Origin of the sequence: Shewanella frigidimarina NCIMB 400 (assembly GCF_000014705.1) — a bacterium.
In the GTDB taxonomy this organism is placed as follows: Bacteria; Pseudomonadota; Gammaproteobacteria; order Enterobacterales; family Shewanellaceae; genus Shewanella; species Shewanella frigidimarina.
Map to the genome: position 1 here is coordinate 4,016,693 of NC_008345.1, position 26,015 is coordinate 4,042,707.

26 protein-coding genes are annotated in these 26,015 nt (G+C 39.9%); 21 read left to right on the top strand and 5 right to left on the bottom strand.

What is annotated here, in order from left to right; all coding sequences use genetic code 11:
- Positions 1-22: 22 nt before the first annotated feature.
- Together mlaE and SFRI_RS17380 are read right to left on the bottom strand one after the other, a co-directional pair.
- The gene (gene mlaE, locus SFRI_RS17375) at positions 23-808 is read right to left on the bottom strand and encodes a lipid asymmetry maintenance ABC transporter permease subunit MlaE (protein ID WP_011638806.1); all 786 of its coding nucleotides are present in this window, start codon (positions 806-808) and stop codon (positions 23-25) included.
- Positions 795-1,619: an ATP-binding cassette domain-containing protein gene (locus SFRI_RS17380; RefSeq protein ID WP_011638807.1), complete on the bottom strand. Its 825-nt coding sequence runs from the start codon at positions 1,617-1,619 to the stop codon at positions 795-797. The genes mlaE and SFRI_RS17380 overlap by 14 nt, the downstream gene beginning before the upstream one ends.
- Before the next feature lie 177 nt (positions 1,620-1,796).
- Here SFRI_RS17380 and SFRI_RS17385 point away from each other — a divergent pair, with 177 nt between their 5' ends.
- From SFRI_RS17385 to SFRI_RS17445, 13 genes are all read left to right on the top strand, one after another.
- Positions 1,797-2,759: a calcium/sodium antiporter gene (locus SFRI_RS17385; protein ID WP_011638808.1), complete on the top strand. Its 963-nt coding sequence runs from the start codon at positions 1,797-1,799 to the stop codon at positions 2,757-2,759.
- A 44-nt stretch (positions 2,760-2,803) separates the two neighbouring features.
- Positions 2,804-3,781 carry a KpsF/GutQ family sugar-phosphate isomerase gene (locus tag SFRI_RS17390; protein WP_011638809.1) on the top strand — a complete coding sequence of 326 codons (978 nt, stop codon included), beginning with the start codon at positions 2,804-2,806 and terminating at the stop codon, positions 3,779-3,781.
- Between the two features lie 2 nt (positions 3,782-3,783).
- Positions 3,784-4,350 (top strand): 3-deoxy-manno-octulosonate-8-phosphatase KdsC, encoded by a 567-nt coding sequence (gene kdsC, locus SFRI_RS17395; RefSeq protein ID WP_011638810.1) that lies wholly within the window; start codon positions 3,784-3,786, stop codon positions 4,348-4,350.
- Positions 4,347-4,907 (top strand): LPS export ABC transporter periplasmic protein LptC, encoded by a 561-nt coding sequence (lptC, locus tag SFRI_RS17400; protein WP_011638811.1) that lies wholly within the window; start codon positions 4,347-4,349, stop codon positions 4,905-4,907. Before kdsC ends, lptC begins: the two co-directional genes overlap by 4 nt.
- Entirely contained in the window at positions 4,894-5,475 is a 582-nt protein-coding gene (lptA, locus tag SFRI_RS17405; RefSeq protein WP_011638812.1) for a lipopolysaccharide transport periplasmic protein LptA, read from the top strand. Before lptC ends, lptA begins: the two co-directional genes overlap by 14 nt.
- Positions 5,472-6,203: an LPS export ABC transporter ATP-binding protein gene (gene lptB / locus SFRI_RS17410; protein ID WP_011638813.1), complete on the top strand. Its 732-nt coding sequence runs from the start codon at positions 5,472-5,474 to the stop codon at positions 6,201-6,203. Before lptA ends, lptB begins: the two co-directional genes overlap by 4 nt.
- 142 nt (positions 6,204-6,345) lie before the next feature.
- Positions 6,346-7,830, top strand: a complete 1,485-nt coding sequence (locus tag SFRI_RS17415; protein WP_011638814.1) for an RNA polymerase factor sigma-54 — start codon at positions 6,346-6,348, stop codon at positions 7,828-7,830.
- A 25-nt stretch (positions 7,831-7,855) separates the two neighbouring features.
- The gene (gene hpf / locus SFRI_RS17420; RefSeq protein ID WP_011638815.1) at positions 7,856-8,143 is read left to right on the top strand and encodes a ribosome hibernation promoting factor; all 288 of its coding nucleotides are present in this window, start codon (positions 7,856-7,858) and stop codon (positions 8,141-8,143) included.
- 2 nt (positions 8,144-8,145) lie between these two features.
- The gene (gene ptsN / locus SFRI_RS17425) at positions 8,146-8,589 is read left to right on the top strand and encodes a PTS IIA-like nitrogen regulatory protein PtsN (RefSeq protein WP_011638816.1); all 444 of its coding nucleotides are present in this window, start codon (positions 8,146-8,148) and stop codon (positions 8,587-8,589) included.
- Positions 8,586-9,449 carry an RNase adapter RapZ gene (rapZ, locus tag SFRI_RS17430; protein WP_011638817.1) on the top strand — a complete coding sequence of 288 codons (864 nt, stop codon included), beginning with the start codon at positions 8,586-8,588 and terminating at the stop codon, positions 9,447-9,449. The genes ptsN and rapZ overlap by 4 nt, the downstream gene beginning before the upstream one ends.
- A 20-nt stretch (positions 9,450-9,469) precedes the next feature.
- A complete protein-coding gene (locus tag SFRI_RS17435) occupies positions 9,470-9,745 on the top strand; it encodes an HPr family phosphocarrier protein (protein ID WP_011638818.1) in 276 nt (91 codons plus the stop codon).
- A 509-nt stretch (positions 9,746-10,254) separates the two neighbouring features.
- A complete protein-coding gene (gene mgtE, locus SFRI_RS17440; RefSeq protein WP_011638819.1) occupies positions 10,255-11,619 on the top strand; it encodes a magnesium transporter in 1,365 nt (454 codons plus the stop codon).
- Between the two features lie 690 nt (positions 11,620-12,309).
- Complete coding sequence (locus SFRI_RS17445; protein ID WP_011638820.1) at positions 12,310-12,561, top strand: transposase; 252 nt, start codon at positions 12,310-12,312, stop codon at positions 12,559-12,561.
- 727 nt (positions 12,562-13,288) lie between these two features.
- On the opposite strand, the gene SFRI_RS17450 is transcribed toward SFRI_RS17445, so the two are convergent.
- Positions 13,289-15,778, bottom strand: a complete 2,490-nt coding sequence (locus tag SFRI_RS17450) for an EAL domain-containing protein (RefSeq protein ID WP_011638821.1) — start codon at positions 15,776-15,778, stop codon at positions 13,289-13,291.
- Between the two features lie 417 nt (positions 15,779-16,195).
- Between SFRI_RS17450 and SFRI_RS17455 the strand changes: the two genes are divergently transcribed.
- The 3 genes from SFRI_RS17455 to SFRI_RS17465 all read left to right on the top strand — a co-directional run bounded on the left by SFRI_RS17455 (position 16,196) and on the right by SFRI_RS17465 (position 19,402).
- Entirely contained in the window at positions 16,196-16,846 is a 651-nt protein-coding gene (locus SFRI_RS17455; protein ID WP_011638822.1) for a hypothetical protein, read from the top strand.
- A gap of 228 nt (positions 16,847-17,074) precedes the next feature.
- Complete coding sequence (locus SFRI_RS17460; RefSeq protein WP_011638823.1) at positions 17,075-18,070, top strand: ABC transporter substrate-binding protein; 996 nt, start codon at positions 17,075-17,077, stop codon at positions 18,068-18,070.
- Positions 18,071-18,073: 3 nt separating this feature from the next.
- Positions 18,074-19,402, top strand: a complete 1,329-nt coding sequence (locus SFRI_RS17465) for a diguanylate cyclase domain-containing protein (RefSeq protein ID WP_011638824.1) — start codon at positions 18,074-18,076, stop codon at positions 19,400-19,402.
- On the opposite strand, the gene SFRI_RS17470 is transcribed toward SFRI_RS17465, so the two are convergent.
- Complete coding sequence (locus tag SFRI_RS17470) at positions 19,372-19,938, bottom strand: hypothetical protein (protein ID WP_011638825.1); 567 nt, start codon at positions 19,936-19,938, stop codon at positions 19,372-19,374. The two genes, SFRI_RS17465 and SFRI_RS17470, sit on opposite strands and share 31 nt — an antisense overlap.
- 482 nt (positions 19,939-20,420) lie before the next feature.
- Here SFRI_RS17470 and ubiD point away from each other — a divergent pair, with 482 nt between their 5' ends.
- The 5 genes from ubiD to SFRI_RS17495 all read left to right on the top strand — a co-directional run bounded on the left by ubiD (position 20,421) and on the right by SFRI_RS17495 (position 24,840).
- Positions 20,421-21,902 carry a 4-hydroxy-3-polyprenylbenzoate decarboxylase gene (gene ubiD, locus SFRI_RS17475; protein WP_011638826.1) on the top strand — a complete coding sequence of 494 codons (1,482 nt, stop codon included), beginning with the start codon at positions 20,421-20,423 and terminating at the stop codon, positions 21,900-21,902.
- 81 nt (positions 21,903-21,983) lie between these two features.
- Positions 21,984-22,682 carry an NAD(P)H-flavin reductase gene (gene fre, locus SFRI_RS17480; RefSeq protein ID WP_011638827.1) on the top strand — a complete coding sequence of 233 codons (699 nt, stop codon included), beginning with the start codon at positions 21,984-21,986 and terminating at the stop codon, positions 22,680-22,682.
- Positions 22,683-22,978: 296 nt separating this feature from the next.
- Positions 22,979-23,512 (top strand): dCTP deaminase, encoded by a 534-nt coding sequence (locus tag SFRI_RS17485; RefSeq protein WP_041413210.1) that lies wholly within the window; start codon positions 22,979-22,981, stop codon positions 23,510-23,512.
- A complete protein-coding gene (locus SFRI_RS17490) occupies positions 23,512-24,252 on the top strand; it encodes a dCTP deaminase domain-containing protein (RefSeq protein ID WP_011638829.1) in 741 nt (246 codons plus the stop codon). The genes SFRI_RS17485 and SFRI_RS17490 overlap by 1 nt, the downstream gene beginning before the upstream one ends.
- 54 nt (positions 24,253-24,306) lie before the next feature.
- The gene (locus SFRI_RS17495) at positions 24,307-24,840 is read left to right on the top strand and encodes a dCTP deaminase (RefSeq protein ID WP_011638830.1); all 534 of its coding nucleotides are present in this window, start codon (positions 24,307-24,309) and stop codon (positions 24,838-24,840) included.
- A gap of 103 nt (positions 24,841-24,943) precedes the next feature.
- Here SFRI_RS17495 and SFRI_RS17500 read toward each other — a convergent pair whose 3' ends face one another.
- Positions 24,944-25,969 carry a hypothetical protein gene (locus tag SFRI_RS17500; RefSeq protein WP_011638831.1) on the bottom strand — a complete coding sequence of 342 codons (1,026 nt, stop codon included), beginning with the start codon at positions 25,967-25,969 and terminating at the stop codon, positions 24,944-24,946.
- Between the last annotated feature and the right edge of the window lie 46 nt (positions 25,970-26,015).

Here is a 26,015-nt window from a genome sequence, read left to right on the forward strand (position 1 = left end):
TAATCTAAACAATGAAAAAATCTTAATTTCCGAACATGATTGCCGTAAGCAAAAAGTCCAGTGCTAAAACCGCTAAACTAGCCTGTACAACCGTTGAAGTTGTTGCGCGACTGATGCCTTCAGGGTTGGGTTGGACTTCGTAACCTCGATACAAGGCAATCCATGTCACCACCACACCAAAAATAACACTTTTGATCAAACAGTTAACTATATCTTCTCGCCATTCAACTGACGCACGAAGAATAGACCAAAATGCACCGCTATCGATGCCTTTCCATTCAACACCGACTAAATGTCCACCCAAAATACCCACTAAGCTAAACATCAACGCCAGTAATGGCATACTAATCACACCCGCCCAAAAGCGCGGCGCAATGATTTGTCTTAGCGGGTCTATTGCCATCATTTCTAAACTCGACAATTGTTCGGTCGATTTCATTAAACCAATTTCGGCGGTTAACGCTGAGCCTGCTCGCCCAGCAAATAATAACGCTGCAACAACTGGCCCAAGTTCACGTAACAAGCTTAACGCCACCATAGGCCCTAAACTTTCTTCAGTACCAAACTCAACCAGAATATTATATCCCTGTAGAGCCAATACCATACCGATAAACAAACCCGACACTAAAATGATGACCATCGAACGGACACCCAGCACATAAACCTGTTTAATCAGTAATGGAGTGCCTTTTTTAATGCGAGGAACATGTACGATCGCGCGCCATAACATAATGCCAGCTCGACCATAACCCAACACTATTTTCAGTGCATATTTGCCAATGTCGGCAATATAATCAATTGCACCCACGAAGTAGCTCCTCTTGATAATCCTCAGCAGGATAATGAAATGGCACAGGGCCATCTGGTGCACCTTGAATAAACTGAACCAATTGTGGATTGTCAGATTGACGTAATTGCTCTGGAGTACCATGTGCAATCACTTTTTTGTCTGCTATTACGTAGACATAATCTGCAATACCTAATACTTCATCTACATCGTGAGAAACCACTACTGAAGTGAGTTTTAATGAATCCGACAACTCACGAATAAGTTTTACGAGCATGCCCATTGAAATAGGATCTTGTCCGGCAAAGGGCTCATCGTACAGTACCATCTCTGGTTCTAGTGCAATCGCTCGTGCCAATGCAGCGCGACGTTGCATACCACCAGATAACTCGTTAGGCATCATATATGCAGCGCCACGAAGTCCGACAGCTTGAAGCTTCATCAATACAATGGTGCGAATAATATCTTCAGGCAATCCAGAATGTTCTCTTAATGCAAACGCAACATTATCGAAAACATTAAGGTCGGTAAACATTGCACCACTTTGAAATAGCATACTCATGCGCTTACGCAATTCAAATAGATCTTTGCGTTTAAGCTTGTGTATATCATGGCCATCAAATAGGACTTGCCCACTGCTGGGGGTTAACTGTCCGCCAATCAATTTCAACAAGGTGGTTTTACCGATACCACTGGGCCCCATGATTGCTGTTACTTTACCTTTTGGGATCGATAAAGAAATATCTTCATAAATCACGCGTGAACCATGGCTAAACGCTAAATGGTTAACTTCTACCAGAGGTTTATTACTTGATTTGCTCATATCAGACATTGGCGTTGAGGAGATAACAGCCTTCCTTGCTTTAAGTTGAAGGCAAATTGTACTGTAATTGTCGATTAAGCGACAACTATATCCATATCATTACGTGGACAATTACTGTGCAATGCTTTCAATTTGAGAAAAATCCAGCGAAAATGCACGTTAATAAATTACTACTATCGGAATCACATGCTAGTTAATATCCTAATGTTAGTTGTTGGCCTTGCTGTTTTAGTTTGGAGTGCGGATAGATTTGTTTACGGAGCGGCTGCATTTGCCCGTAACTTAGGGTTACCTCCAATGTTAATTGGACTCACCATCGTTGCGATGGGCAGCTCTGCACCTGAAATGTTTGTTGCCGCCACCGCATCAATGGATGGCATGCGTGATACCGCTATTGGAAACGTATTGGGCTCAAACATTGCCAACATTACCTTAATTTTAGGATTAACCGCCTTACTAGGTGCCATTAGCTTAGATTCGAAGACCTTAAAACGCGAAATACCTATCATGTTAGCTGCGACGGTATTTGCTGGTTACACCTTGCATGATAATGTGTTGACACAAGCAGAAGGTATCATGCTCATCGCATTACTTTTGCTGTTGATGGGATATTTTATTTGGCAAGCTACTCATGATAAAACCCCAGACAGCTTAGATGATGAACTTGAATCTGAGATCCCTAAAAATGTGCCAACCTTTCATGCTATCATTTGGCTAATTGTCGGTATTATATTGCTCCCCCTATCAGCAAGTTGGATGGTTGATGGCGCGGTGGGTATTGCAAAGTTTTATGGGTTGTCAGATCTTGTGATTGGCTTAACCATTATCGCAGTAGGAACCAGCTTACCTGAATTAGCGGCTTGTATTGCTGGAGTCATAAAAAAAGAACACGACCTCGTCATTGGTAATATTGTTGGGTCTAACTTATTTAACATTCTTGCGGTACTGGCACTACCAGGATTGATTTCTCCTGGTGAAATAGATGCTTCAGCCAGTGGAAGAGATTTCTATATGGTATTAGGCACCAGTGCAGCATTAGCCGTTTTAGTATTATCCAGTGGCGCTAAGCAACAACTTACTCGCTGGCATGGCGCACTATTATTAATCACCTTTATTGCGTACCAAATTGTTGTATTTCAGTCGCATTAGATTGGAGCATAAAGGTAAAGTATTAAGCTAACAGAGAGAGTCGTATGGTAAATCACACTCAATTTCGTCAATGGGGCCGTAAAGTCATTGATATAGAAAAAGCTGCCTTAGATAATTTATATCAATATGTAGACTCGGTTGAATTTGACCAAGCATGTCAATTGATCATGCAGTGCAAAGGTAAAGTGATTGTCATGGGAATGGGCAAATCTGGCCATATTGGTAACAAAATATCCGCGACCTTTGCCAGTACTGGCACACCGGCATTTTTTGTTCATCCAGGAGAAGCCAGTCATGGCGATTTGGGCGCATTAGCCAAAAATGACATTGTACTCGCCATTTCCAACTCTGGTGAGTCAAGCGAAATACTAACGTTAATGCCTGTTATCCAACGCATGGGTGTACCTGTGATTGCTGTAACTGGCAAACCAGACTCTAATATGGCACGTTTATCCAAAATCCATTTATGCATTCAAGTGCAAGAAGAAGCATGTCCATTAGGATTAGCCCCCACCTCCAGCACCACAGCTACATTGGCTATGGGCGATGCATTAGCCATTGCTTTATTACAAGCAAAAGGTTTTACTCGTGATGACTTTGCCTTATCACACCCAGGTGGCTCTCTTGGAAGAAAATTATTACTAAAAGTCGATGATGTCATGCATCAAGGCGATGATTTACCGATCGTCAATGATGATATTTGTATTACTGACGCACTTTATGAAATATCTAAAAAAGGCCTTGGCATGACGGCTGTAGTCGACCATGCCAGTAAACTCGTAGGCATTTTTACCGATGGCGATTTACGCCGGGTTATTGATGCAGACGTGAACCTTCGAACCACTTCTATTGCTCACGTAATGACTAAAAACTGTGTTACCAGCCCTGCTGGTATTTTAGCAGCACAAGCACTGCAAATCATGGATGAAAAGAGCATCAACGGACTGATAGTCGTTAATGAAAAACATCAACCGATCGGAGCATTAAACATGCTCGATATGGTTAAAGCTGGAGTCATTTAATCATGTCAGAATCAACTTCGTTTCACCAAGGATTTTACGGCCCTGTCAGTAATGACATATGGCAGCGAGCTCAAAAAATCAAACTGTTAATCTGTGATGTCGATGGGGTATTTTCAGATGGACGTATTTACCTCAGTAATGCAGGTGAAGAACTCAAAGCGTTCCACACTCGTGACGGTTATGGTGTTCGTTCTTTGCTTACCAGTGGTGTTCATGTTGCCGTGATAACAGGACGTAAATCTAAGATTGTTGAGAACCGCATGACAGCATTAGGTGTCACACATATTTATCAAGGTATTGATAATAAATTTGAGCCTTTTGAGCAATTATTGTCTCTTTATAATGTGACTCCAGATGAAGTGGCTTACATTGGCGATGACATGGTAGACCTACCCGTAATGAAAGCCGTAGGGCTAGCTGTTTGTGTCGGTGATGGTCATCCGTTTGTCAAACAACAGTGCCATATGACAACCACTCTTAACGGTGGCCATGGCGCACTGCGTGAACTCACCGATTTATTACTCTTAAGCCAAGATAAGTTTGCCAGTGCTCATGGTATGAGTATATGAGTAGAGTTTCGCTAGGTATTATTGCTTTTTTTGGGCTTGCTTTTATATTGTACTGGCAAGCACAAATAAAACGCAGTGAAATGGATGCGGTGCAAATACGCGGTATTGAGCGCCCCGATTTTGTTGCAGATAACCTACGCACGACAGAATTCAATCAACTAGGTTTTGTCGAAAGTCGAGTCAGCGCGGAGCACATGGAGCATTACGCTTCAAGCGACATCACTCACTTTACCAAACCTATCTACCTCATTTTCCCTGAAAATGGTAAAGCACAATGGCAATTAAGTGCAGACCGTGGGCAATTGAATAAAAATACCAGCAAAGTCACATTAGAAAATAATGTTATTATTGATGCCATTGATATAGAAGAACCTCTACAGTCACTGAGTACCCAAGCCATTACGGTGGATTTAACCACTATGATAGGCACCTCACAAGAGATGGTGTACATCAAAGGTAAAGGGTTTATTATTCAAGGTTTAGGCTTGCATGCCGACTTGAATTCGCAAAAATTATCGCTACTTAGCCAGGTAGAAGGAACATATGAGCCACATTAATCGTCTCCACACTCGCGCCAATGTTGTGTTACTAAGTAGCATACTTTGCATATTGAGTTTGCCAGCCACAGCGAAACAAGGTGATCTGAAACAAGAATTGAAAATCGCTTCCGCCAGTCAGTCTGCCGACATTAAGAACAATCAAATTGTTTTTAATGGTCCGGTGACAATTGTCCAAGGCACGATTAATATCAATGCAGATCAGTTACGGGCGTTTACCCCTGAAAACAGCACCAGCAAGAGATTAATTGCTACTGGCACCCCTGCTACATTTTCACAAGAATTAGATGACGGTAAAATTGGTACTGCAAGTGCTAACGAAATTAGCTATGACCTTGCCACCACTACACTCACATTGACTGGCAACGCCAAATTGGATCAATCTGGTAGCCAGGTTACCGGTAATAAAATCAAGTACAACATCAGTGCTCAAGAGCTGATTGCCGAAAGTACTGGTACAGGACAAGATCGGGTAATCACCATCATTCAACCAGAGAATTTCCAAGACGAGTCGGCGCCAAAGCAAAAGCTCCCTAAAATCCCTGTTAACAAGCAGATCAAACCATGACCCAAATTACCTTAACCGCTGAAAATCTAGCAAAAAGCTATAAAGCTCGTCAGGTTGTTAAAGATGTGAGCTTAACGGTTAAAACCGGCCAAATTGTCGGTCTTTTAGGCCCTAATGGTGCAGGTAAAACAACCACCTTTTATATGGTTGTCGGCTTAGTAAAAAGCGATAAAGGTCGGATATTAATTGACGATGACGACCTTACTGCCGATCCAATGCATTTGCGCGCCCGCAAAGGTATAGGTTACTTACCACAAGAAGCCAGTATTTTCCGCAAGCTTACCGTTTACGACAACATAATGGCCGTACTGCAAACTCGCAAAGAGCTCAGTACAGACCAACGTATTGAGCAACTTGAGCATCTACTCGAAGAATTCCACATTACTCACATACGCGACAGCCAAGGCATGTCGTTATCGGGTGGCGAACGTCGTCGAGTTGAAATTGCGCGCGCTTTAGCTGCTAATCCAAAATTTATTTTGCTTGATGAGCCTTTTGCTGGTGTTGATCCTATTTCGGTCATCGACATTAAAAAAATCATCCAACAACTTAAAAATCGGGGTTTAGGGGTATTAATTACCGACCATAACGTACGTGAAACGCTAGACGTTTGTGAGCGGGCCTATATCGTTAGCCAGGGTAATTTAATCGCCGAAGGCACACCTGATGAGATATTAAGTAATCAACAAGTTCGTGCTGTGTACTTAGGTGAACAATTCAAGCTATAGTTACTTTACTGGCCTTTAGTCTAGCTAACTCATTTCATTGAACGATACCTAAACAACGTTAAATGTCATTGATGTATATGGCAATCCATTACAGTTTCGAGATTGTCATTTTTATTGAAAATCATCTAGGGATAAGCGGTAAATGAAAGCGTCACTCCAACTTAAAATGGGTCAACACTTAACCATGACCCCACAATTGCAGCAAGCCATTCGCTTACTGCAATTATCGTCATTGGAGCTACAGCAGGAAATCCAACAAGCATTAGATTCAAATCCATTGCTTGAAATAGAAGATGAGTTTTCTGAAGCAAAAGACTCCTTAAAGGAAAATCGCGACCAAGCGGATACCGACTTTAGTGACAACAGCATTGTTAATGTCGAAAAAGATACTTCCACTGTCGACATTGCAGAATCCATGACCAAAGAAACCATGGATGATTTAGCCATGGATACCACATGGGACGAAGTGTACACAGCCTCACCAATGTCAGGTTCAGGCAGTGCGAGCATGCGCGATGACGACATGCCCTTTCAAGGTGAAACGACCGAAGGTTTGTACGAACATTTAGAATGGCAAAAAAATCTTACCCCATTTTCAGACACTGATCTCGCCATTGCCACCGCCATTATTGATGCCATAGATGAACGCGGTTATTTAACCCAAAGTACCGAAGATATTCTTGAAGCCATGGGTGATGAAAATGTGGAACTTGATGAAGTTGAAGCGGTATTAAAACGCGTTCAACACTTTGACCCTGTTGGTGTTGCTGCACGTGATTTAAGTGAATGTCTATTTATTCAATTAGCACAATTCTCTAACGACACACCACATATCGATAATGCTCGTTTGTTAATTAAAGGCTATTTAGATTTAATTGCTGGCCGTGATTTCAGATTATTGATGCGTAAAACAAAACTAAAAGAAAATGAATTACGTGACGCAATCACTCTAATTCAGACACTCAATCCTCGTCCTGGTTTATTAATTACCCCAATGGATGATGAATACGTTATTCCCGATGTCACTGTATTAAAGAAAAATGGTCGCTGGGTTGTAGAGTTAAACCCAGACAACATGCCTAAAATTGGTGTTAATCAGCAATACGCGGCCATGGCTAGAGGCAGTAAAAACCCGTCGGATAGTCAATTTATTCGAGGCCATCTGCAAGAGGCTAAATGGTTTATTAAAAGTATTGAAAGTCGCAACGATACTTTACTTAAAGTGGCAAATTGCATTGTACAATTTCAGCAAGGCTTTTTTGAATATGGCGAAGAAGCCATGAAGCCTATGGTGCTCAATGATATTGCGGAAGCAGTAGAGATGCACGAATCGACCATTTCACGAGTCACCACACAAAAATATATGCACACCCCACGAGGGTTGTTTGAACTAAAATACTTCTTCTCTAGCCATGTCAGTACTGACGATGGCGGGGAATGCTCATCTACAGCCATTCGTGCTTTTATCAAAAAGCTGGTTGCCGCAGAAAACCAGAAAAAACCACTGAGCGACAGTAAAATGGCTCAGCTTCTGGCAGAACAGGGCATAAACGTTGCGCGTCGTACGATTGCAAAATACCGTGAAGCAATGATGATCCCGCCCTCAAACCAACGTAAGAGTTTATAACCTACTAGGCAATGGAGGATTTTTTATGCAAATAAGTCTGACTGGACATCATGTCGAAATCACAGAATCTTTACGTGAATACGTCCAAGGTAAATTTTCAAAGCTTGAACGGCACTTCGATCAGATCCATAATGTACACGTTGTGCTCAATGTAGAAAAATTACAACAAAAAGCAGAAGCTAAAATCAACGTTAATGGCGCAGAGATTTTCGCAATGTCAGAAAATACTGATATGTATGCTGCAATAGACGCCCTGATCGATAAACTCGACCGTCAGGTAATTAAACACAAAGAGAAGAATACAAAACACTAACGATGGAACTTTGTACCATTCTGCAGCCGGAATGCACTACCTGTGCCACACCGGGCAGTAAGAAAAAAGTACTGGAACTCATCAGCAATTTAGTCGCTGCCCAGTACCCAACCCTGTCTTCGCAAGAGGTTTTTGAAAGCCTGTTAGCGAGAGAGAAAATGGGTAGCACAGGTATAGGAAATGGCATTGCGATACCTCATGGTCGATTAACGACCATCGATCACCCTATCGCGATATTTATTAAATGTGAAGAAGCCATTGCCTTTGATGCAATCGATAAACAGCCCGTGGATCTTTTATTTGCTTTGTTAGTACCTGCCGACCAGTGCCAACAACATTTAGGCACGTTATCAAGCATGGCCCAAAAGTTAAGCGATAAGCAAATATTGAAACAGCTTCGCAAAACTCACGACGCAACAGAACTTTATCAGGTTATTACTGCATGAAACTTGTCATAGTATCGGGACGTTCGGGCTCAGGAAAATCCGTTGCCCTGAGAGTATTAGAAGACCTAGGATATTATTGTGTTGATAATTTGCCTTTACCACTTATTGGCACATTATTAGCCCAGCTTAAGGGTAGCAATGATTTGGTTGCGATTAGTGTTGATGTTCGTAACATTGCAGAACAAGGTAAAGTGCTTCAAGACCAATTGGCACTACTTGAGAATGACACTGAAATTATCAGCTTCTTTTTAAATTCCAATGACAAAGTATTGCTTAAACGTTACAGCGAAACACGTCGATTACACCCATTATCTAAAAATCATATTTCACTACAAGAAGCGATCAAATTAGAAGGCCGTTTACTCGAACCGATCGCAAAAATTGTTGATCACTACATCGACACTTCTGCACTAAATATCTACGAATTAAGCGACCAAGTTAGGCAAATATTATTAGGCAGTGTTGATAAAGAGTTAGTGATTAACTTTGAATCTTTTGGTTTTAAACACGGAATGCCGACAGAAGCTGACTTTATGTTTGATGTACGCTTTTTACCTAACCCGCACTGGGAAATTGAGCTGCGTCCATTTACGGGTTTAGACGAACCCGTACAAGAGTTTTTAGGGCGTCAGCCATTAGTGAATAAGTTTATTTGGCAAATTGAAAATCTATTTGAAACTTGGATGCCACATCTAGAACGTAATAATCGCAGTTACCTTACCATCGCGATTGGTTGTACTGGTGGTCAGCACCGTTCGGTATATATTGCAGATCAATTAGCTAAACGGTTTAGACAAGGTAGTAAACACACGGTTAATGCTCGCCACAGAGAGTTAAATATCAGTGATACTAATAACTAAGTGAGCATAGGATCGCGTCAATGATCAAACTTGAACGCCAAGTGACCATTTCAAATAAATTGGGATTACATGCCCGTGCAGCAACAAAACTCGCAGTATTAGCTGCGGATTTTGATGCTAACATCACCTTAACTCAAGGTGAAAAAAATGCCAGCGCTGCAAGTGTGCTGGGGTTATTAATGCTTGAAAGTGGTATTGGTAAAATGATTACTGTTACTGCTCAAGGCCCTGATGCTGAAGTGGCATTAAACGCAGTGTGTGATCTCATTAATGCTAAATTTGATGAATCTTGTTAATTTTTAATCGAATTAAATTTATAAATAGCCTGTAATTTGTGAATAGCTGCAGTTACTCATGTTTTAAATAACCGTTATCCTTATTGCATGCGGTCTCTATATGGCTAGGCCATACTAACCAAACTGTCACGACATTGATGATCACCAATAGACATCAGTCCCTCAAAAATATTAGCCCTTAGGTTTATCTCATGCAGTTGATGCCAATCTCATTAGTATCATTCCATTCTGCAGGAGTTTAGCGTTTAACATGATAAAGACAGAGCCGCTTCTAGCAACGGATCCAGTGTAATTCTGCTTCCGTGAAGTGGTACGTCTATAGTATGTAAAGCAGCATTGGCTGCTGCAGAATTTCACCGCAGAAGTATTTAAGTATTCTCTTTCTGCATTTCATCGTCTTACGTAAAGACAGCTATTTCTGCATTTATACGCCTTGAACTGTACAACCTGAGAAACCCAGAATAATTACATACTGAATAATATAAGTATGACGAATAGGAAGTAGATATATGGGTAAAGAGTACCTAGACAATGAGATAACAGAGCAACGTCTCAATCAACTGGTTCAAGCGCTAGACAGCGGCCTGTTTGTTCACGCCCGTAACATGCTACATACCATGTCACCTAACGATGTCGCCCTTATTCTCGAATCATCACCGCCCAAAAATCGTCAGGTGCTATGGCAACTTATTGATCAACAATATGCTGGTGAAATTCTTGATGAGTTAGGCGAAGAACTTAAAGACTCCCTAATTAGCAGCATGACCCCAGAGAAGCTTGCCCAGGCCACAATAGGCATGGATACAGATGATCTCGCCTATATTCTTCGTAGTTTACCCGATGATGTTTACAAGAAAGTACTCAAATCAATGCGAAGCCAAGACAGAGATAGAGTAGAGCAAGCATTGCGTTACCCGGATGATACTGCCGGCAGTATCATGAATACCGATACCGTCACCCTACGGCCAGATGTCAATATCGAAGTGGTATTACGCTATTTACGACAACGGGGACATTTACCCGATACAACGGATACGTTATATGTCGTTGACCGCCAAGATCATGTTTTAGGCGGGGTAAGATTAGCCGATTTACTCACATGCGATCCAAGCGTAACAGTCCGCAGTATTATGGACACAGAATTAGAAAGTATTCCTGTAGAGATGTCTGACAAAGATGTGGCTCAAAAATTTGAACGAATGGATTGGATATCTGCCCCTGTCGTCGACAGCCAAGCAAAATTACTTGGCCGAATTACTATCGATGACGTTATTGATGTGATCCGCGAAGATGCCGAACATTCAATGATGGGAATGGCTGGTATGGATGATGATGAAGATACCTTTGGGCCAGTGCTCAAAAGTACTCTAAGACGCTCTCTATGGCTGACCATCAATTTATTTGCTGCATTACTAGCCTCATCTGTGAGTAATATGTTTGAAGGCACCTTGGAGCAATTTGCCACCATCGCGATTTTAATGACCATAGTACCAAGTATGGGTGGAGTTGCAGGCAATCAAACTTTAGCACTAGTGATCCGTGGTATTGCACTTGGGCATATTGGCCAAAGTAACTCGCGTTGGTTAATCGGCAAGGAACTAGGCATCGGATTATTGAACGGCATAATGTGGTCTATTTTGGTATTTTTTGCGGTATGGCTTTGGAAAGATGACATCGCATTAGGAGGGCTAATTGGCAGTGCCATGCTGATTAATATGACGGTAGCAGGCTTTGCTGGCGCCACCATCCCAATAATGTTAAAAAAATTAAATATAGACCCAGCGCTCGCAGGTGGCATGGTGTTAACCACAGTAACCGATGTCGTTGGCTTATTTGCATTTTTAGGCCTAGCCACACTATTTTTAATGAACTAGTTCATTGATTTAACGCTTACGTATCATGTCATCCGTAAAATTGCGCAGCCTAGCGCAATTTTACGAACGTCGACGACGCTTCTATACGCATAAGGCTTTTTCACACATAAACTCATTCACAGAGTGCTTAGCACTCTGATAACCTTTGCGGCCATATTCTCAGCCCCACTTTGTTAACGTTTCTCCAAGCATCAACTTGGAACAACTCACTCAACGATAACCTTGTATTCATCTTGTCATTAAGGTGACCTTTTTTTGCCATATTTGTCATCCATACTGCGCGACGACAATGACAACCGTAATGGGTTGTCGGCAGAGCACGCTCACCAAATTAGTGCAATTGCACCAATTTGGCTGAAAGCTTAAAAATAACAAAACCACACAAAACACACAATCAACTGATAAATAACAACTAAAAATACTTATCAAAGTTGGCACAAGCTTTCCATATAAGAATATATACCCACTAAGTAGTAGTTTGTTTTTTAAGCAATCCATTGTAACTATAGGAGATAGCGATGAATAAAATAACCGTAAAACATAGCATTATATCAATAAATGTCATGGTAAATAATGTCATTGCACAATGCCGTCAAAACATTTTTTTCTTAGCACATCTCGGTTGCAGTCAGTGGGATGAAGTTGAAACTCGCTCAGGTAAACATAGATAAATCAGAAGGAAATTATTTGATGAATATGTCAAATGCGAGACAATATCCAGTCGACTTACAGAGACAAGTGATTAATGAAGTCAAAAACCATAATCGATTATTATCCGACGTAGCAAAACAATATGGTGTGTCGGCTAAAACTGTTTATCAATGGGTCAGAAGTAATGATAGTCGCCAAACAGAAAACAAAGGCGCAATCGTATCTGAAATAGCCTATTTACAACAAAAGATTGCCCAGTTAAGTCAACAATTACAAGCAATGGCAAGTTAGTAACATAAAACCATTTTTGGCAAGGATGTTTGATCGTATTAACAACTCGTCCCCCAGCAAGTTGATAACACAGCAACAGACATTCTAATAAAAATAAGCGCAAAATATCTTGCATCCTTGCCGCTTTATCGCTCTACCGTTAGCCGTAAAGGGCGACTGCTAACACAACAGTTCAGGCGTTATTGGGTCCCCAGACTCTATTAATCCAATAACGTCATTTTTATTAGGTATTTTAGCTTTCGCCATTAACGGCGCTATTGTCACCATTAGTGGAGCTAAGTATCAAAAACGTTTTGGCAAGGATGTTTGACCGTGTTAACAACTCGTCCCCCAGCAAGTTGATAACGCACAGCAACAAACATTCTAATAAAAACAAGCGCAAAATATCTTGCATCCTTGCCGCTTTATTGCCCTACCGTTAGCCGCTAAGGACGGCAGCTAACACAACAGTTCAGGCGTTATTGGGTCCCCAGACTCTATAATCTAATAACGTCATTTTTATTCCGGCCTCTGGCTGACAAGCTCAAAAAAATAATAATCACGAGCTTGACAACACTCTGGAGCATCAATTGGTAAAGGTTGATAGCATTGGAGTATTGGATACCCCAGTGGCATAAATATAACCACAGACAATGCAAACAAAAGCCCCAACGCAAAGGATGCAATGGGGCTTTTTCATTTCTATTCACTCAAAAACAGCTCAAGCTTAACTGGCATAAGCCACCGCTTATTCATCGACGGAATTGATACCTTTAACACATTTGCTGCTCTGCGATATGAAGGCTTCAAAATCTGTACTATTGAGTGGGCGACTAAACAAATAACCTTGGCCCATAAAACATCCCAATTCAACTAATGCGTGGCTTTGCTCTTTAGTTTCAACACCTTCGGCAATTAGCACTAACCCCATCGATTTGCCCAATGAAATAATCGTCTTCACAATTTCATAATCGTGCTTATTGTTGAGCATGTCTTTCACAAACGACATATCAATTTTCATGACATCAACATTAAACTTTTTCAAATAGGCCAAGCTGGAATAACCAGTACCAAAATCGTCAATAGCAATCTTAATCCCTAATGATATTAACTCACTCAACTTGTTTTGCATGTCCGCTGCATCAATCATCAATGCAGTTTCGGTAATTTCCAATTCAAGTAAATGCGCCGGTAAATTATGGTCCAATAGTGCTTTCTTGATCATACCGGCTAAGTCGGGATCAGCAAACTGTGCCGCGGCCACATTCACCGAGATAGGAATCGTATGGCCCATTTCTAACCAACGTTTAGCTTCAGCACAAGCCTTATTAAGCACTTGTTTACCTAGCATAATAATTAAACCGGACTCTTCCGCTAATGGAATAAACTCTGCGGGAGAGATAAGCTCACCCTCATCATTGGCCAGTCTAACGAGAGCCTCAGCACCAATAATAATGTTTGTCTGTAAATCAATTTTAGGTTGATAATGCACAAAAAGTTCATCATTAATTAATGCTTTTCTTAAGCGAGTCTCTAAATGATGGCGCTCCATAAGCGAACTTTCTAAATCATGCGAGAAAAAGCAGAAGCGATTTCGGCCTTCCTGTTTGGCACGGTACATTGCCACGTCCGCGTGTCTCATTAATTCCTCGGCATCTACAGCATCATTTGGGAACACACTAACACCAATACTTATCGACACATTAAACTTCTGATTATCAAGAACAAAAGGTTCATGCATCGCTTCAACTAATGTAGATGCTAATTGCGAAGAAGCCTCAACAGAGCGAGTCTCGCTCATTAAAATCACAAATTCGTCACCACCTAATCTCGCCAATGTATACGATGCAGGTATTAACGAGCGGAGTCGTCTTGCCATCATACAAATGAGCTCATCACCATATTGGTGGCCTAAGGAATCATTAAGGAATTTAAAATGATCAATATCGATTAATAGTGCAGCAGCTTTGGTGCCATAGGATCTTGCTGTAGAACACGCGACGCTTAACCTATCTTGAAGTAATATCCGATTAGGTAAATCAGTTAACTGATCATGGTTGGCTAAATGGCTCATTTTCATCGCCATCGCCATCGCTTCACTCACATCATGAAACACCATAATGGCGCCAATCATTTCACCATTTTCGTTACGGATTGGAGCGGCTGAATCCTCCACATAAAAAACATGCCCTCCACGTGAAGTAAGTAGGCTGTTTAGCGCCATTGCCACAATGCGCTGCTCGCGAAGAGCTAAATATAACGGGTTCAATAATGGCTGCTGAGTATCAGAATCTTTCAAATGCATAACATCTTCAATTTTTTGATGTAATGCATCTTTTAACCGCCAACCTGTCATGCGCTCCGCAATTGGGTTCATAAAAGTAATAAGCCCTCTTGTGTCAGTCGCAATAACAGCATCACCAATAGAATTGAGTGTTACTCGAAGACGCTCCTTTTCAGAGTACAGCGCCTGCTTTGCATGCTTTACTTCAGAGACGTCAACAACAGTAACCAAGTAGCCATCGACTCCAGCACTTGATTTCATTTTGGACTGAAAGACTTCATAAAAACTCAAACCAACACTTTGAGGGACGGTGACAATGTACTTTAATGCATCTGAGGTAATATGACGGTGATGATTTAAAATTGCATTGCTGAGCGCTTCAGGAAAAATAGTCGAAATATGCTTGTTTTTAACATCACCGACCAAGCTATCAAACCATAAACCAGTGTTGTCATTACTAAATAAATTTTGACCTAAATCATCCCAATAAGTAATAAGCATAGGGACTTGATTAACTAATTGTTGTAACTCTTCTTTAGCTTTAATAATCAGTTGATTTTGCTGTCTAAATTTAAGTTGTGTATGAACCCTTAAGCAACATATAGAAGCGTTAAAAGGTTTAGTAATAAAATCGACTCCACCACTTTCTAGCGCTAACCTTTCAAATTCAGGTTCTGTGTGGCCGGTAATAAAAATAATTGGAATATCGCTAAATAATGGATTAGCTTTGAGTGTACGACACACTTCCCATCCATCCATGTCAGGCATCTCAATATCGAGTAAAATGACATCAGGCTTAATTTTATCCACTAACGCGAGTGCATTAGTGCCAGACTCTGAAAAAAAGATATTGCCAAGAGGCGACAAAATATCTTCCAGCATGAATATATTTTGAATATTATCGTCAATAATCAGAATTTTATAAACAGTATTGGTTAAACCCGATAACAACATAGAAAAATAACTCCCTTATTTTCAGCTAGATAACATCCATTTAATCTTAAGGTTATCTGCAACCAACATACATTTATAATAGCTTAATTTTTTTACATCTATCAATAATAGGCAGCAACGTAACCCACTAGCTTAATTTAATGAAAAAAAACCACATAATAAGTACATTATGCTAACTCAGTCGATACCAAATGTACTTGATCATAAAAGATATGAATACGTAAAAACGACATAAACACAAAAATGGTACACTGTTGCGTAAAGGAATATATTTGGACTGCATGTATCCAACGTGCATCTTAATATCTGCCTACATACTAGCGCGACAATATTCAGATAGACAAAAGGGTTATCGTTATTGAGAGGCTGCTGAAACACTCATAGGTAAAATAGGTAGACTAATTAGATGAGTTTGCAATGAACATGAGTAATACTGAACGACATATCACACTATTTTGTGCAGAGCATCAGCTTGAATATCGCCAGGCTGTTAATCGTTTTAGTGGTAATAAGTCCACCTATTTCAAGTCTGTTCAGCTGTTTATTAATGACTTAACCTTGTACATCCAGCAAACCATGGCTTCGCCAAGCATTCCTGCTGATTTTGCACCTATGTTGCATACACTAAAAAGTTCTGCTGCTACTTTAGGGTTCACCGAATTAGCCTGCTACGCACGAAACCATGAAATTAAACTAGCACACTACTCTCCTACAGAATTTAGCCAATTTCATGAGATATTACTGGCGACATTAAGCACGAATAAAGAGCTGGCGATAATGCTGATCCCCTTGCTAGAAAAGGACTTACAAGCATCAAACAGCCAAAAGGACATGCCGATATTAGCAGTGAATAACGAATTTATTATGATATATGACACGCTAATGGAAGAAGTTAGTCACTATAATATGAATGCCATTAATACATTTGCTCAAATAGCAAAAACACTTAACCTCATAGCGCCACAACATATTGAATTATTAACACAATCGATTAACCAATTAAGGTTTCAACAAGCAGAAAATATATTAACAGAGATATATCCCCGCATATTGAATATTCGAAAGTGACACAGACTGTTCAAAGAAAATATAAGATATTGAAATTAAAGAACAAACAAAATATAAACTTGATTTTTCTATTGCTCATTATACATAAATTAACGTCATCACTCATACCTTAGTACTAACGCTATTGATTGATATTATTAAAAAATTCTTTTACTCGCTAAAATTTCACATCAAAAAAAAATACATTCGCTACACTTAACCTTATTAACTCCTTATTGAAGTGTCTTTATGATCAAAGTGTTGAACATGTTTATCTTGGCTTTCATGCTAATCGGCATTGCCAGTTGTGACCTTGGCACAAGCAAATCACTTAATGCTTCAGCCCTAAAAGACCCCATTAAAATTGCGGTATCTGGCACACCACTTTCAGCACCTTTTTTTATTGCACAACAACAAGGTTACTTTAGAGCAAATGGGCTTAATGTTGAGCTAGTGAGATTCGACAGCGGAGTGAAATGCTTTGACGCCCTTAAGAATAAACAAGTTGATCTTGCCACTGCATCAGAAACGGTGGTCATGTTTAATAGCTTTAAACAGACAAACTTTTCAGTACTAGCCAGTTTTGTCGAATCAGATAATGATCTAAAACTACTTAGCTTAACACCACAAAAGTATCAACAACTGGATAATCTAGCCCACGCACGCATAGGCATTGTAAAAGACAGTGCCAGCGAGTTTTTCTTAGATAGTTTATTGATTATGTATAACAAAACTCAGCAACCAATCGAACGAATATATTTAACTGCTGAGCAGCTTATTCCAGCGTTATTAAATAATGAGGTTGATATTATTTCAGCTTGGGAACCCTTAAGTTATTTGTTAACGCAAAAAGTCCACGTAAATACCAACGTCATCAGCAGTCGCGGTCTATACCACTTATCGTTCAACTTAATCGAGCTTAAAGAGACCAGGCTATCAACTACAGAAAAGTTAGCGCTACTCAAATCAATTAATGACGCAACAGATTATATTCATACACATCCAGAGCTTGCTCAAACAAAAATTAGCCGTGTGTTGGATATCGATCCATCCCAACTCAGTTATTCTTGGAATGACTATAGTTTTCGTTTATCACTCAGTAATGCACTCTTTTCTAACATCCAAACTCAAAGCCAATGGGCAATTGATAATAAATTAGTCTCTGAAGATAACAGTATTGATTTCAGGCTGATTTTTGATCGAAAATTGTTTGAAAAGTTCATCAGTTTAGAGGCTGGGTGGTAATTTATGATGTTATCTAAGCGCCTAAAACTCACCGCTATACTGTGTTCACTGCTTACATTGATTGTCGGCTTGTCATTGATACAAGTTCACTATTATCAACAACAAATATACCGCCAACTCAATTACTCAATGAAGTTACAAATCAGCATTGATAGTTTACGTAGTCAACTGTGGCTTTACCAAGAGTATACAGACGACCAAGGGTTATCTGAGTTAAATACACGCCAAGCTGAGCTGGCTAAAAACCTCTCAGAAGACATTCAATGGGCTACGCAACAAAAACTCATTATTGGAAACCTGAATAGACTGAATACCAATATTAGAGCACTTATTAATACTCAAAATAGCTTCCATAGTAAACAAGTAGATGTGTCATCAACCCTCACTGCTGAACGATTATTTAAAGCAAAATACAGCATGGTTATTGAAGAAATGACCGAAGAAATGTTTAATCTTCATCAATTATCGATTAAACAAGCGAAACAAAAACAACAAACGTTATTATTTCTTGTGGGAGTGGTGCTATTAATATTAGCGATTATGGTTACCGCATGGTCTTTTATGACGCTCATTCGTTTTAAGAAAGGGTTAGCCTCACTCAACCAAGGCATGGAAGCACTTGCTGCTGGAGACCTAAAGAGTCAAATTAATTTCAGTGATACCGATGAGTTATCTGCGCTCGCCCAAAACTTCAATAGAATGAAACTATCACTTGCTCAAATTACCGTTAAAAAGGATGAATTAAAGCAAGAAGTAGACAGCCAAACCCGCAAATTAATTGAACAACAAGACCAACTCATTTTCTTAGCTGAACATGATGAATTAACCGGTATTTATAACCGTCGCGCATTCATAAAACAAATTGATACTGCTATAGCAAGGGATTTACGTGGAGATAATCAAGCAGCACTATTATTTATTGACCTTAATAAATTTAAAAATATTAACGACACTCTTGGCCATAGCATTGGTGATGAAGTGATCATGACCATTGCAAAACGTTTGGTTAACAGTCTACGCGCTACCGATATAGTGGGCAGACTCGGCGGCGATGAATTTATCGTTTGGCTTGATATGCTCCCTGAACCAATCAATATAGAACATAAAATAAACCAGCTATTAACCAATATTAAGCAACCGATCATTATTGGGAAGCATACTTTAGAAGTTGGCGCCAGTATCGGAATTAGTGTACTGCCAGAACATGGTTTAAATAGCCGAGAACTCATCACTGCAGCCGATACCGCTATGTACCAGGCTAAAGCAGACCATAGCATTGAGTATTGTTTCTATGCAGGCAGCTATGGAGTCTCTACTTTGGCAACCTCATAGGTTTGAGTGTTCCAGTCAAAATAATATTCAACTCCTTGCCATTCATAAACGGTACCGTTTGCGCGCTGAATCACTTTGGCATTTTCAGGTAAACGACTTAACCCAGAAGCATATTGAACTTGGGTGGTAGTTCGCTGCGGCGCAGATATCACTATAGGTTCAACGACTTGATAGCTTTGGATTGGTGCCACATTAACTGTTCGATAAGGATAAAAATTATCGTTACTGCGACGATACTCATCTATACCCCAGCGATTGTCATATCGATTGTAATATCGACTGCCATAACCATTATATCGACTAAACCCGATACTCGGTCCCCATACGCTATTCCAACCCAATCCCCAGCGCCATGGATCACGGTAATGCGAAGAATGACGTCGACCTTCATGTTGATAACCTACCGAATGCGACACTCTATTGCCTAGAGCAATATCCAATGGCACTTTCGCCTGCACAGAAACCGTCAAGCTGCATAATAAACAAACGCCACTCCCAAAAGAGCATAGCAACACAGGGAATTTATTAATCGGCATACATCACCTCCAGCACATTATCGACATCCATCAGTTTACGCTAAGTCTAGTTAAAGTCGATATCCGTTATGACTCTGAAATAATAGGCCCACTCAATTATTATTAACACCAAGAACCATCATTCACTCCAATAATCAAACAACTTAAATAATTTCATTCACTCGATAAATTATCAAGTGATGCCTCCTGAATTGATGTGATTATAATATTGGTATTAACGCTTACAGCCTTTCAAAATCATTCGTTAATAATCAGTGGCAGTTAATGGCGTGACACAATAGCCTTAGGTAGGTAGCTACCTGATGAAATTATTAATTGACATTCAGATAGTTACTCTCAAATGCAAAGAACTATTATGCAACCTAACCAGTATTGAAAGCCGCTGACCAATACCAATTTATATGGATTGGTATTAACCCTATATTAGAAAAATGCTATAGTGCGCGGCATATTGGTTTGGATTTGATTTACAGGCGGTAAACATGAGTTTTAAAGATTTACGCAGCTTCATCGATCATTTGGAAAAAAATGGCGAGTTAAAGCGCATTAGCTACCCTGTTGACCCTCATTTAGAAATGACAGAGATCGCCGATCGTGTTTTACGATCTGGAGGCCCCGCACTGTTATTTGAAAATCCGACCAATCATACAATGCCAGTACTGGTTAACTTATTTGGTACGCCTAAACGTGTTGCTATGGCATTGGGTAAAGACGATCCTTTGGCTTTGCGAGAAGTCGGTGAGTTATTAGCATTTTTAAAAGAACCCGAGCCACCTACAGGCTTTAAAGATGCCATCGCCAAAATCCCCATGTATAAGCAAGCATTAAATATGCCGCCTAAAACAGTGCGTAATCCGCCTTGTCAGCAAGTGGTAAAAACTGGTGATGAAGTCGACTTAACCTCGTTGCCAATCCAACATTGCTGGCCTGGAGATGTCGCCCCATTAGTGACTTGGGGACTCACTATCACCAAAGGGCCGCGTCAGAAAAGACAAAATTTAGGTATTTATCGTCAACAGTTATTAAGTAAAAACAAGCTGATTATGCGCTGGCTTGATCATCGTGGCGGCGCTTTAGATTTTAAAGACTTTAAACAGCTCCATCCTGGAGAGCGTTATCCTGTCGTAGTGGCATTAGGTAGCGATCCAGTGACCATTTTAGGTGCTGTCACTCCTGTGCCAGACTCCATGAGTGAATATGCCTTTGCAGGTTTACTGCGCGGCGAACGAACTGAAGTCTGTAAAGCCATTAGCTGCGATCTTGAAGTGCCAGCCACCAGCGAGATTATTCTTGAAGGTTATATTGACCCTGAAGAGACAGCAGTAGAAGGTCCATACGGCGATCATACTGGCTACTATAACGAAACCGACTCATTCCCAGTATTTACCGTGACTCACATTACTCACCGTAAAGATGCCATTTACCATAGTACCTATACCGGGCGTCCACCTGATGAACCGGCCATGTTAGGCGTGGCATTGAACGAAGTATTTGTACCTATTTTACGTAAGCAGTATCCAGAAATTATTGATTTTTACCTGCCGCCTGAAGGTTGTTCATACCGCATGGCTGTGATTTCAATCCGTAAGCAATATCCCGGCCATGCTAAGCGTGTCATGATGGGGGCGTGGTCGTTCTTGCGCCAGTTTATGTATACCAAATTTATCGTTGTCGTTGATGACGATGTCAATTGCCGTGATTGGCAAGATGTTATTTGGGCTATTACTACACGAATGGATCCTATTCGCGATACCATGATGGTAGATAATACTCCGATTGATTATCTTGATTTTGCCTCACCCGTTGCCGGTTTAGGATCTAAGATGGGTTTAGATGCCACTAACAAATGGCCTGGTGAAACCACGCGAGAATGGGGAACCCCTATCGTGATGGATGAAAAGACAAAACAGAGAATTGACCAAATTTGGGATGATCTCGGCATACAGGATATGCCAACATTGTAACTACAGTGATCCGAACAGGACGTAAATAGCTATAATTAACTCGTTGATAAAAAAATTATAAAAGGGTTTAAAGGACGTTAGATGAAAACCATTCGTTGTCAGATTGAAAAAGTCACCCCGTTTAATGACGCTGTATACCAAGTGTTCCTTAAACCCGAAGCAGCCTTTGATTTTAAGGCTGGTCAATACCTAACTGTGGTCATGGGTGAAAAAGACAAACGTCCTTTTTCTATCGCTTCCGCGCCTAATGCAGCGTTAATTGAATTGCATATTGGTGCCGCGGTTAGCGAAAGTTATCCAATGCAAGTTGTTGAACGCCTACAAACAGCGACACATATTGATATTGAAGCACCCGCTGGCGACGCATTTTTACGCAGCGATAGCCACAGACCACGTATTTTAATTGCGGGCGGCACGGGTTTCTCATACATAAAAAGTATCGTTGAAGCACAGATTGCTAACGGCGAAACCATTAATACTAAATTGTATTGGGGTTGCCGTAACGAAGAAGCCATGTACTATCAAGACATCGCTCGTCAATGGCATGCTGATCATTCGTGGTTAGAGTTTATTCCAGTAGTAGAACTTGCTGACGGTAATTGGGAAGGTAAAAAAGCTAATCTGCTCGAACAAATAAAGCAGGACTTTGTTAGCTTAAACGGTTACGACATCTATATTGCGGGTCGCTTTGATATGGTAGGAGCTGCACGTGAGTTGTTTCGCGAGCTAGGTATTGAAGAAGCCCATTTATATGGTGATGCCTTCGCATTTATCAAATAATCTCTTTCAATAAAACCATTAAAACCGGCTATCTTGCCGGTTTTTTTATGGTCCTCTTCTTACGAGAACCATTTTTGATTTGTTAATTGCTCTTATTCACCTTTTTACCAAAGTTCACAATACAAAAATGTAACATATATGTGCGGGTTATAGATGTTACTCGTGCATTGAGCCATACTTTTATTAATAAAGCTTATACTTAAATGTTTCTCTAGTTACGAGAGCATCCAAAGTTTAGAATAGCTAAACAGTTAAATTAGTAGTTTACATTAACAATGTATATAAGGAGATTATCATTGATTTACTCACCAAAGTCGTTACTTGAAGAAATTAGAAAGGGCAATATTATTAGAAATCTATCAGAGCGGGAGTTAAACGCACCGGAGGGAGTAGGTTTTGATCTGCGAATAGCATCTTTGTCTGTAATTGAATCAGGCTCTGGTAGTTTAAGAATTGATACTCGTCGCACTCCAAGTGCAGAATCGATTCTTTGGGATAGTAATGGGTATATTAAGCTTAAATCAAATAGTACATACCTTGCAGTAACATGTGAAGAGTTTGAACTACCGCAAGATATGGCTGCGCTTTTTTACCCCCGAAGTACATTATTTCGAAGTGGCGTATTGTTTCAATCAAGTGTATTACCTTCTGGTTATATTGGACCAATGACCTTCGCATTAACGAATACACGTCTTGAGGATTTTGAAATTGAACAAGGTGCGCGTTTTGCACATACTATTCTGACATCAGTTTCAGGAGCAGTGAACTTATATAAGGGTCAATGGCAGGGTGGCCGTTTGGTACAACCATTTGATGAGGAGCAAATCTAATGACCGTTTTACAAGTCAAAGGGCGGACTACTAATTCAGAAGCATATTTTGATGCTCACTCTTTATCAAATAGTAGTTTCATATATACCAATGCAAGTGAAGATAATATAGAAGAGTATTCTTTGGAACTGACTTTAGGTTCAGGTTGGAATAATAGTTACTCTTTGAAAAATCAAGGACTAATTGAAATTTCTGAATGTATTAGTATCCCTAAACATGGTTCTATTGTAGTAGAAGTAAATGAAGACATATATGTTCCTCACAACAAATATGGCATTGTGGTACCTACAGGAAGTATGTTTCTGTCTCAAGGAGTTCTAATTGCCTCAGCAAAAGTTGAACCTGCATTTATCGGGAAGTTGAAGCTTAGGATGTATAATACAACAGCCCAAAAAGTAAATATTAATAAAGGTGACAAAATAGGATCTGTCATATTTTTTTCAACTGAATCAACAAAAGTACATGATAAGACCTATAAGTCTAGCAGTATATCTATAAGTCCTGAATCCACCTTTAATAAAGCTTTAAAGTGGTGTAATTATAATAGACTCACTCTTATTGGTTGGATAGTCACATCTATTATTGGCCCCATGCTGCTACTTGGTTCAACATATATACTCTACTACAAAGATATTTTAGAAAATAACAACAAAAATATCGACTCAAAAATAAACTCTGAAATAGAACTAAGATTAAAAAAATTAAATAAAGAAATTTTACCTATAGTGCCTAGAACTTGAATGCTAATAGTCACTCAGAGATAGAATCTTCATATTCTACAGGAGAAGACCGAAATGATGGTCATTGAGAAAAATCTAGAACAACTTACATGTCAATTTGAAGTATGTGAAAAAATTTTAATAGATGATTTTTCTTTAAAAATAGTATTGGGAAACACTTACTATAAGCCAGTTAAGATAGGAGAATCTATTGTTTATGGTATAACGCCTAATCCAAGCTCTTTCTTTTCTGATAAAGAAACTATTAATCAAAATGTAATTTTAAAACCTGGAGAACAAATAATAGCATGCAGCAAACATAAATATAAATTACCATTAGATTATTTCGGATTAGTTCAAACTAAGGGGACTTTAGCAAGATTATTTGTTTCAGCAACATGCAATGATGGCCAAATTGAACCAGGATTTGAAGGTTTCATTACATTAGAAATAGTTAATCAATCACCATGGACTATTGAGTTGCCTAAAGGAAGTGAAGTAGCTCAGATGTATTTGATTAAATGTAGTAGCCCTGCACTAAACGCATATAATGGTAGATATTCTGAGGCAGCGAAAAAAGGGCCGACAATTGCAATATTTAATAACTAAATTAACTACAAAGCAAAATTAAGTGTTCAATGAAATTAGAATAGAACAATTACCCATAAAAAATGCGCTTTTATCAGCGCATTTTTTATGGAATTTTTTATTATTACACTGCCACAGAGACTTTGTTATTAAGCGCCTGAATTAACTGCTGTGGATTGTCCACACTCAAATGCACCGTTTTCATGGGTTCGGGTAACTGGCCCATACCACCATGATAAATAACCGGACGGTTTAGGGTGATAGTGACATTACTCTGCCCACGGCCAATCATAATGGTTTCTGGCTCATCTTTATTTAATTCAGTTGATTGTTGATCAGCGGCACTAGCAATATCGGCAATATCGGCAATGTTCACTACCATAAATCCCCATAATGAATTATTGATCACTAAGTTATCTCTGATTAAATACAAAGAATAATAACGTGATAGCCGATGGTTAGCCACGATAGACATTAAGGTATAGGCAATAATGCTCGAGACAATTATCGCCACCCACTCGCTCCATGAAACCAGTAATAAATAACTGCCACAAGATGCAGCGATGCAACCCATTAGCATAAGCCACACATGCCAGCGCGTTGCACTAATGAGGTTAATATTGGCGATGGCCGCCGGATGATGACGTGAAAACCAAGGGATTGAATAAAACCAGTTAGTCGCCTCACTGGCCATGATAAGTGCGATAGTTAAGCTTTTTTCATCGCCATCTCGATACGTTTCTACCGCCCCGACTCTAGGATCGCCCTTAAGCTTTCGCACCTTAATCAAGCCACGAACAACACTCACCACCAAATACAATTCAATGACCAACAGCACCGCAATAATCGGATAGCGTAACCAAGCAATAAACTCAAAATAGTGCGCGACTTCGGCAGGAAAACTTAACCGAGCAACTAAGCTGCTTAAACTGAAAATAACTATCAATTTCCACAGTTTCTGACCACCCATTTTAATAATGCAATACCAGTAGCTCAGTGGCAGTAACACAAAATACAATACACAAATAAGGTATAACGACCACTTGTCAGCGTCGCTTGTTAACGACTCTGGTGTCCACTGAACGCCTATCACAAAGCTCAACACCATTAAGGCTAAAAAGGCTAACCGATACTTTACCGTGGCTCTCATTGAATACTTATCCCTGTATATGTTATTAACCCACGCATATTATTGT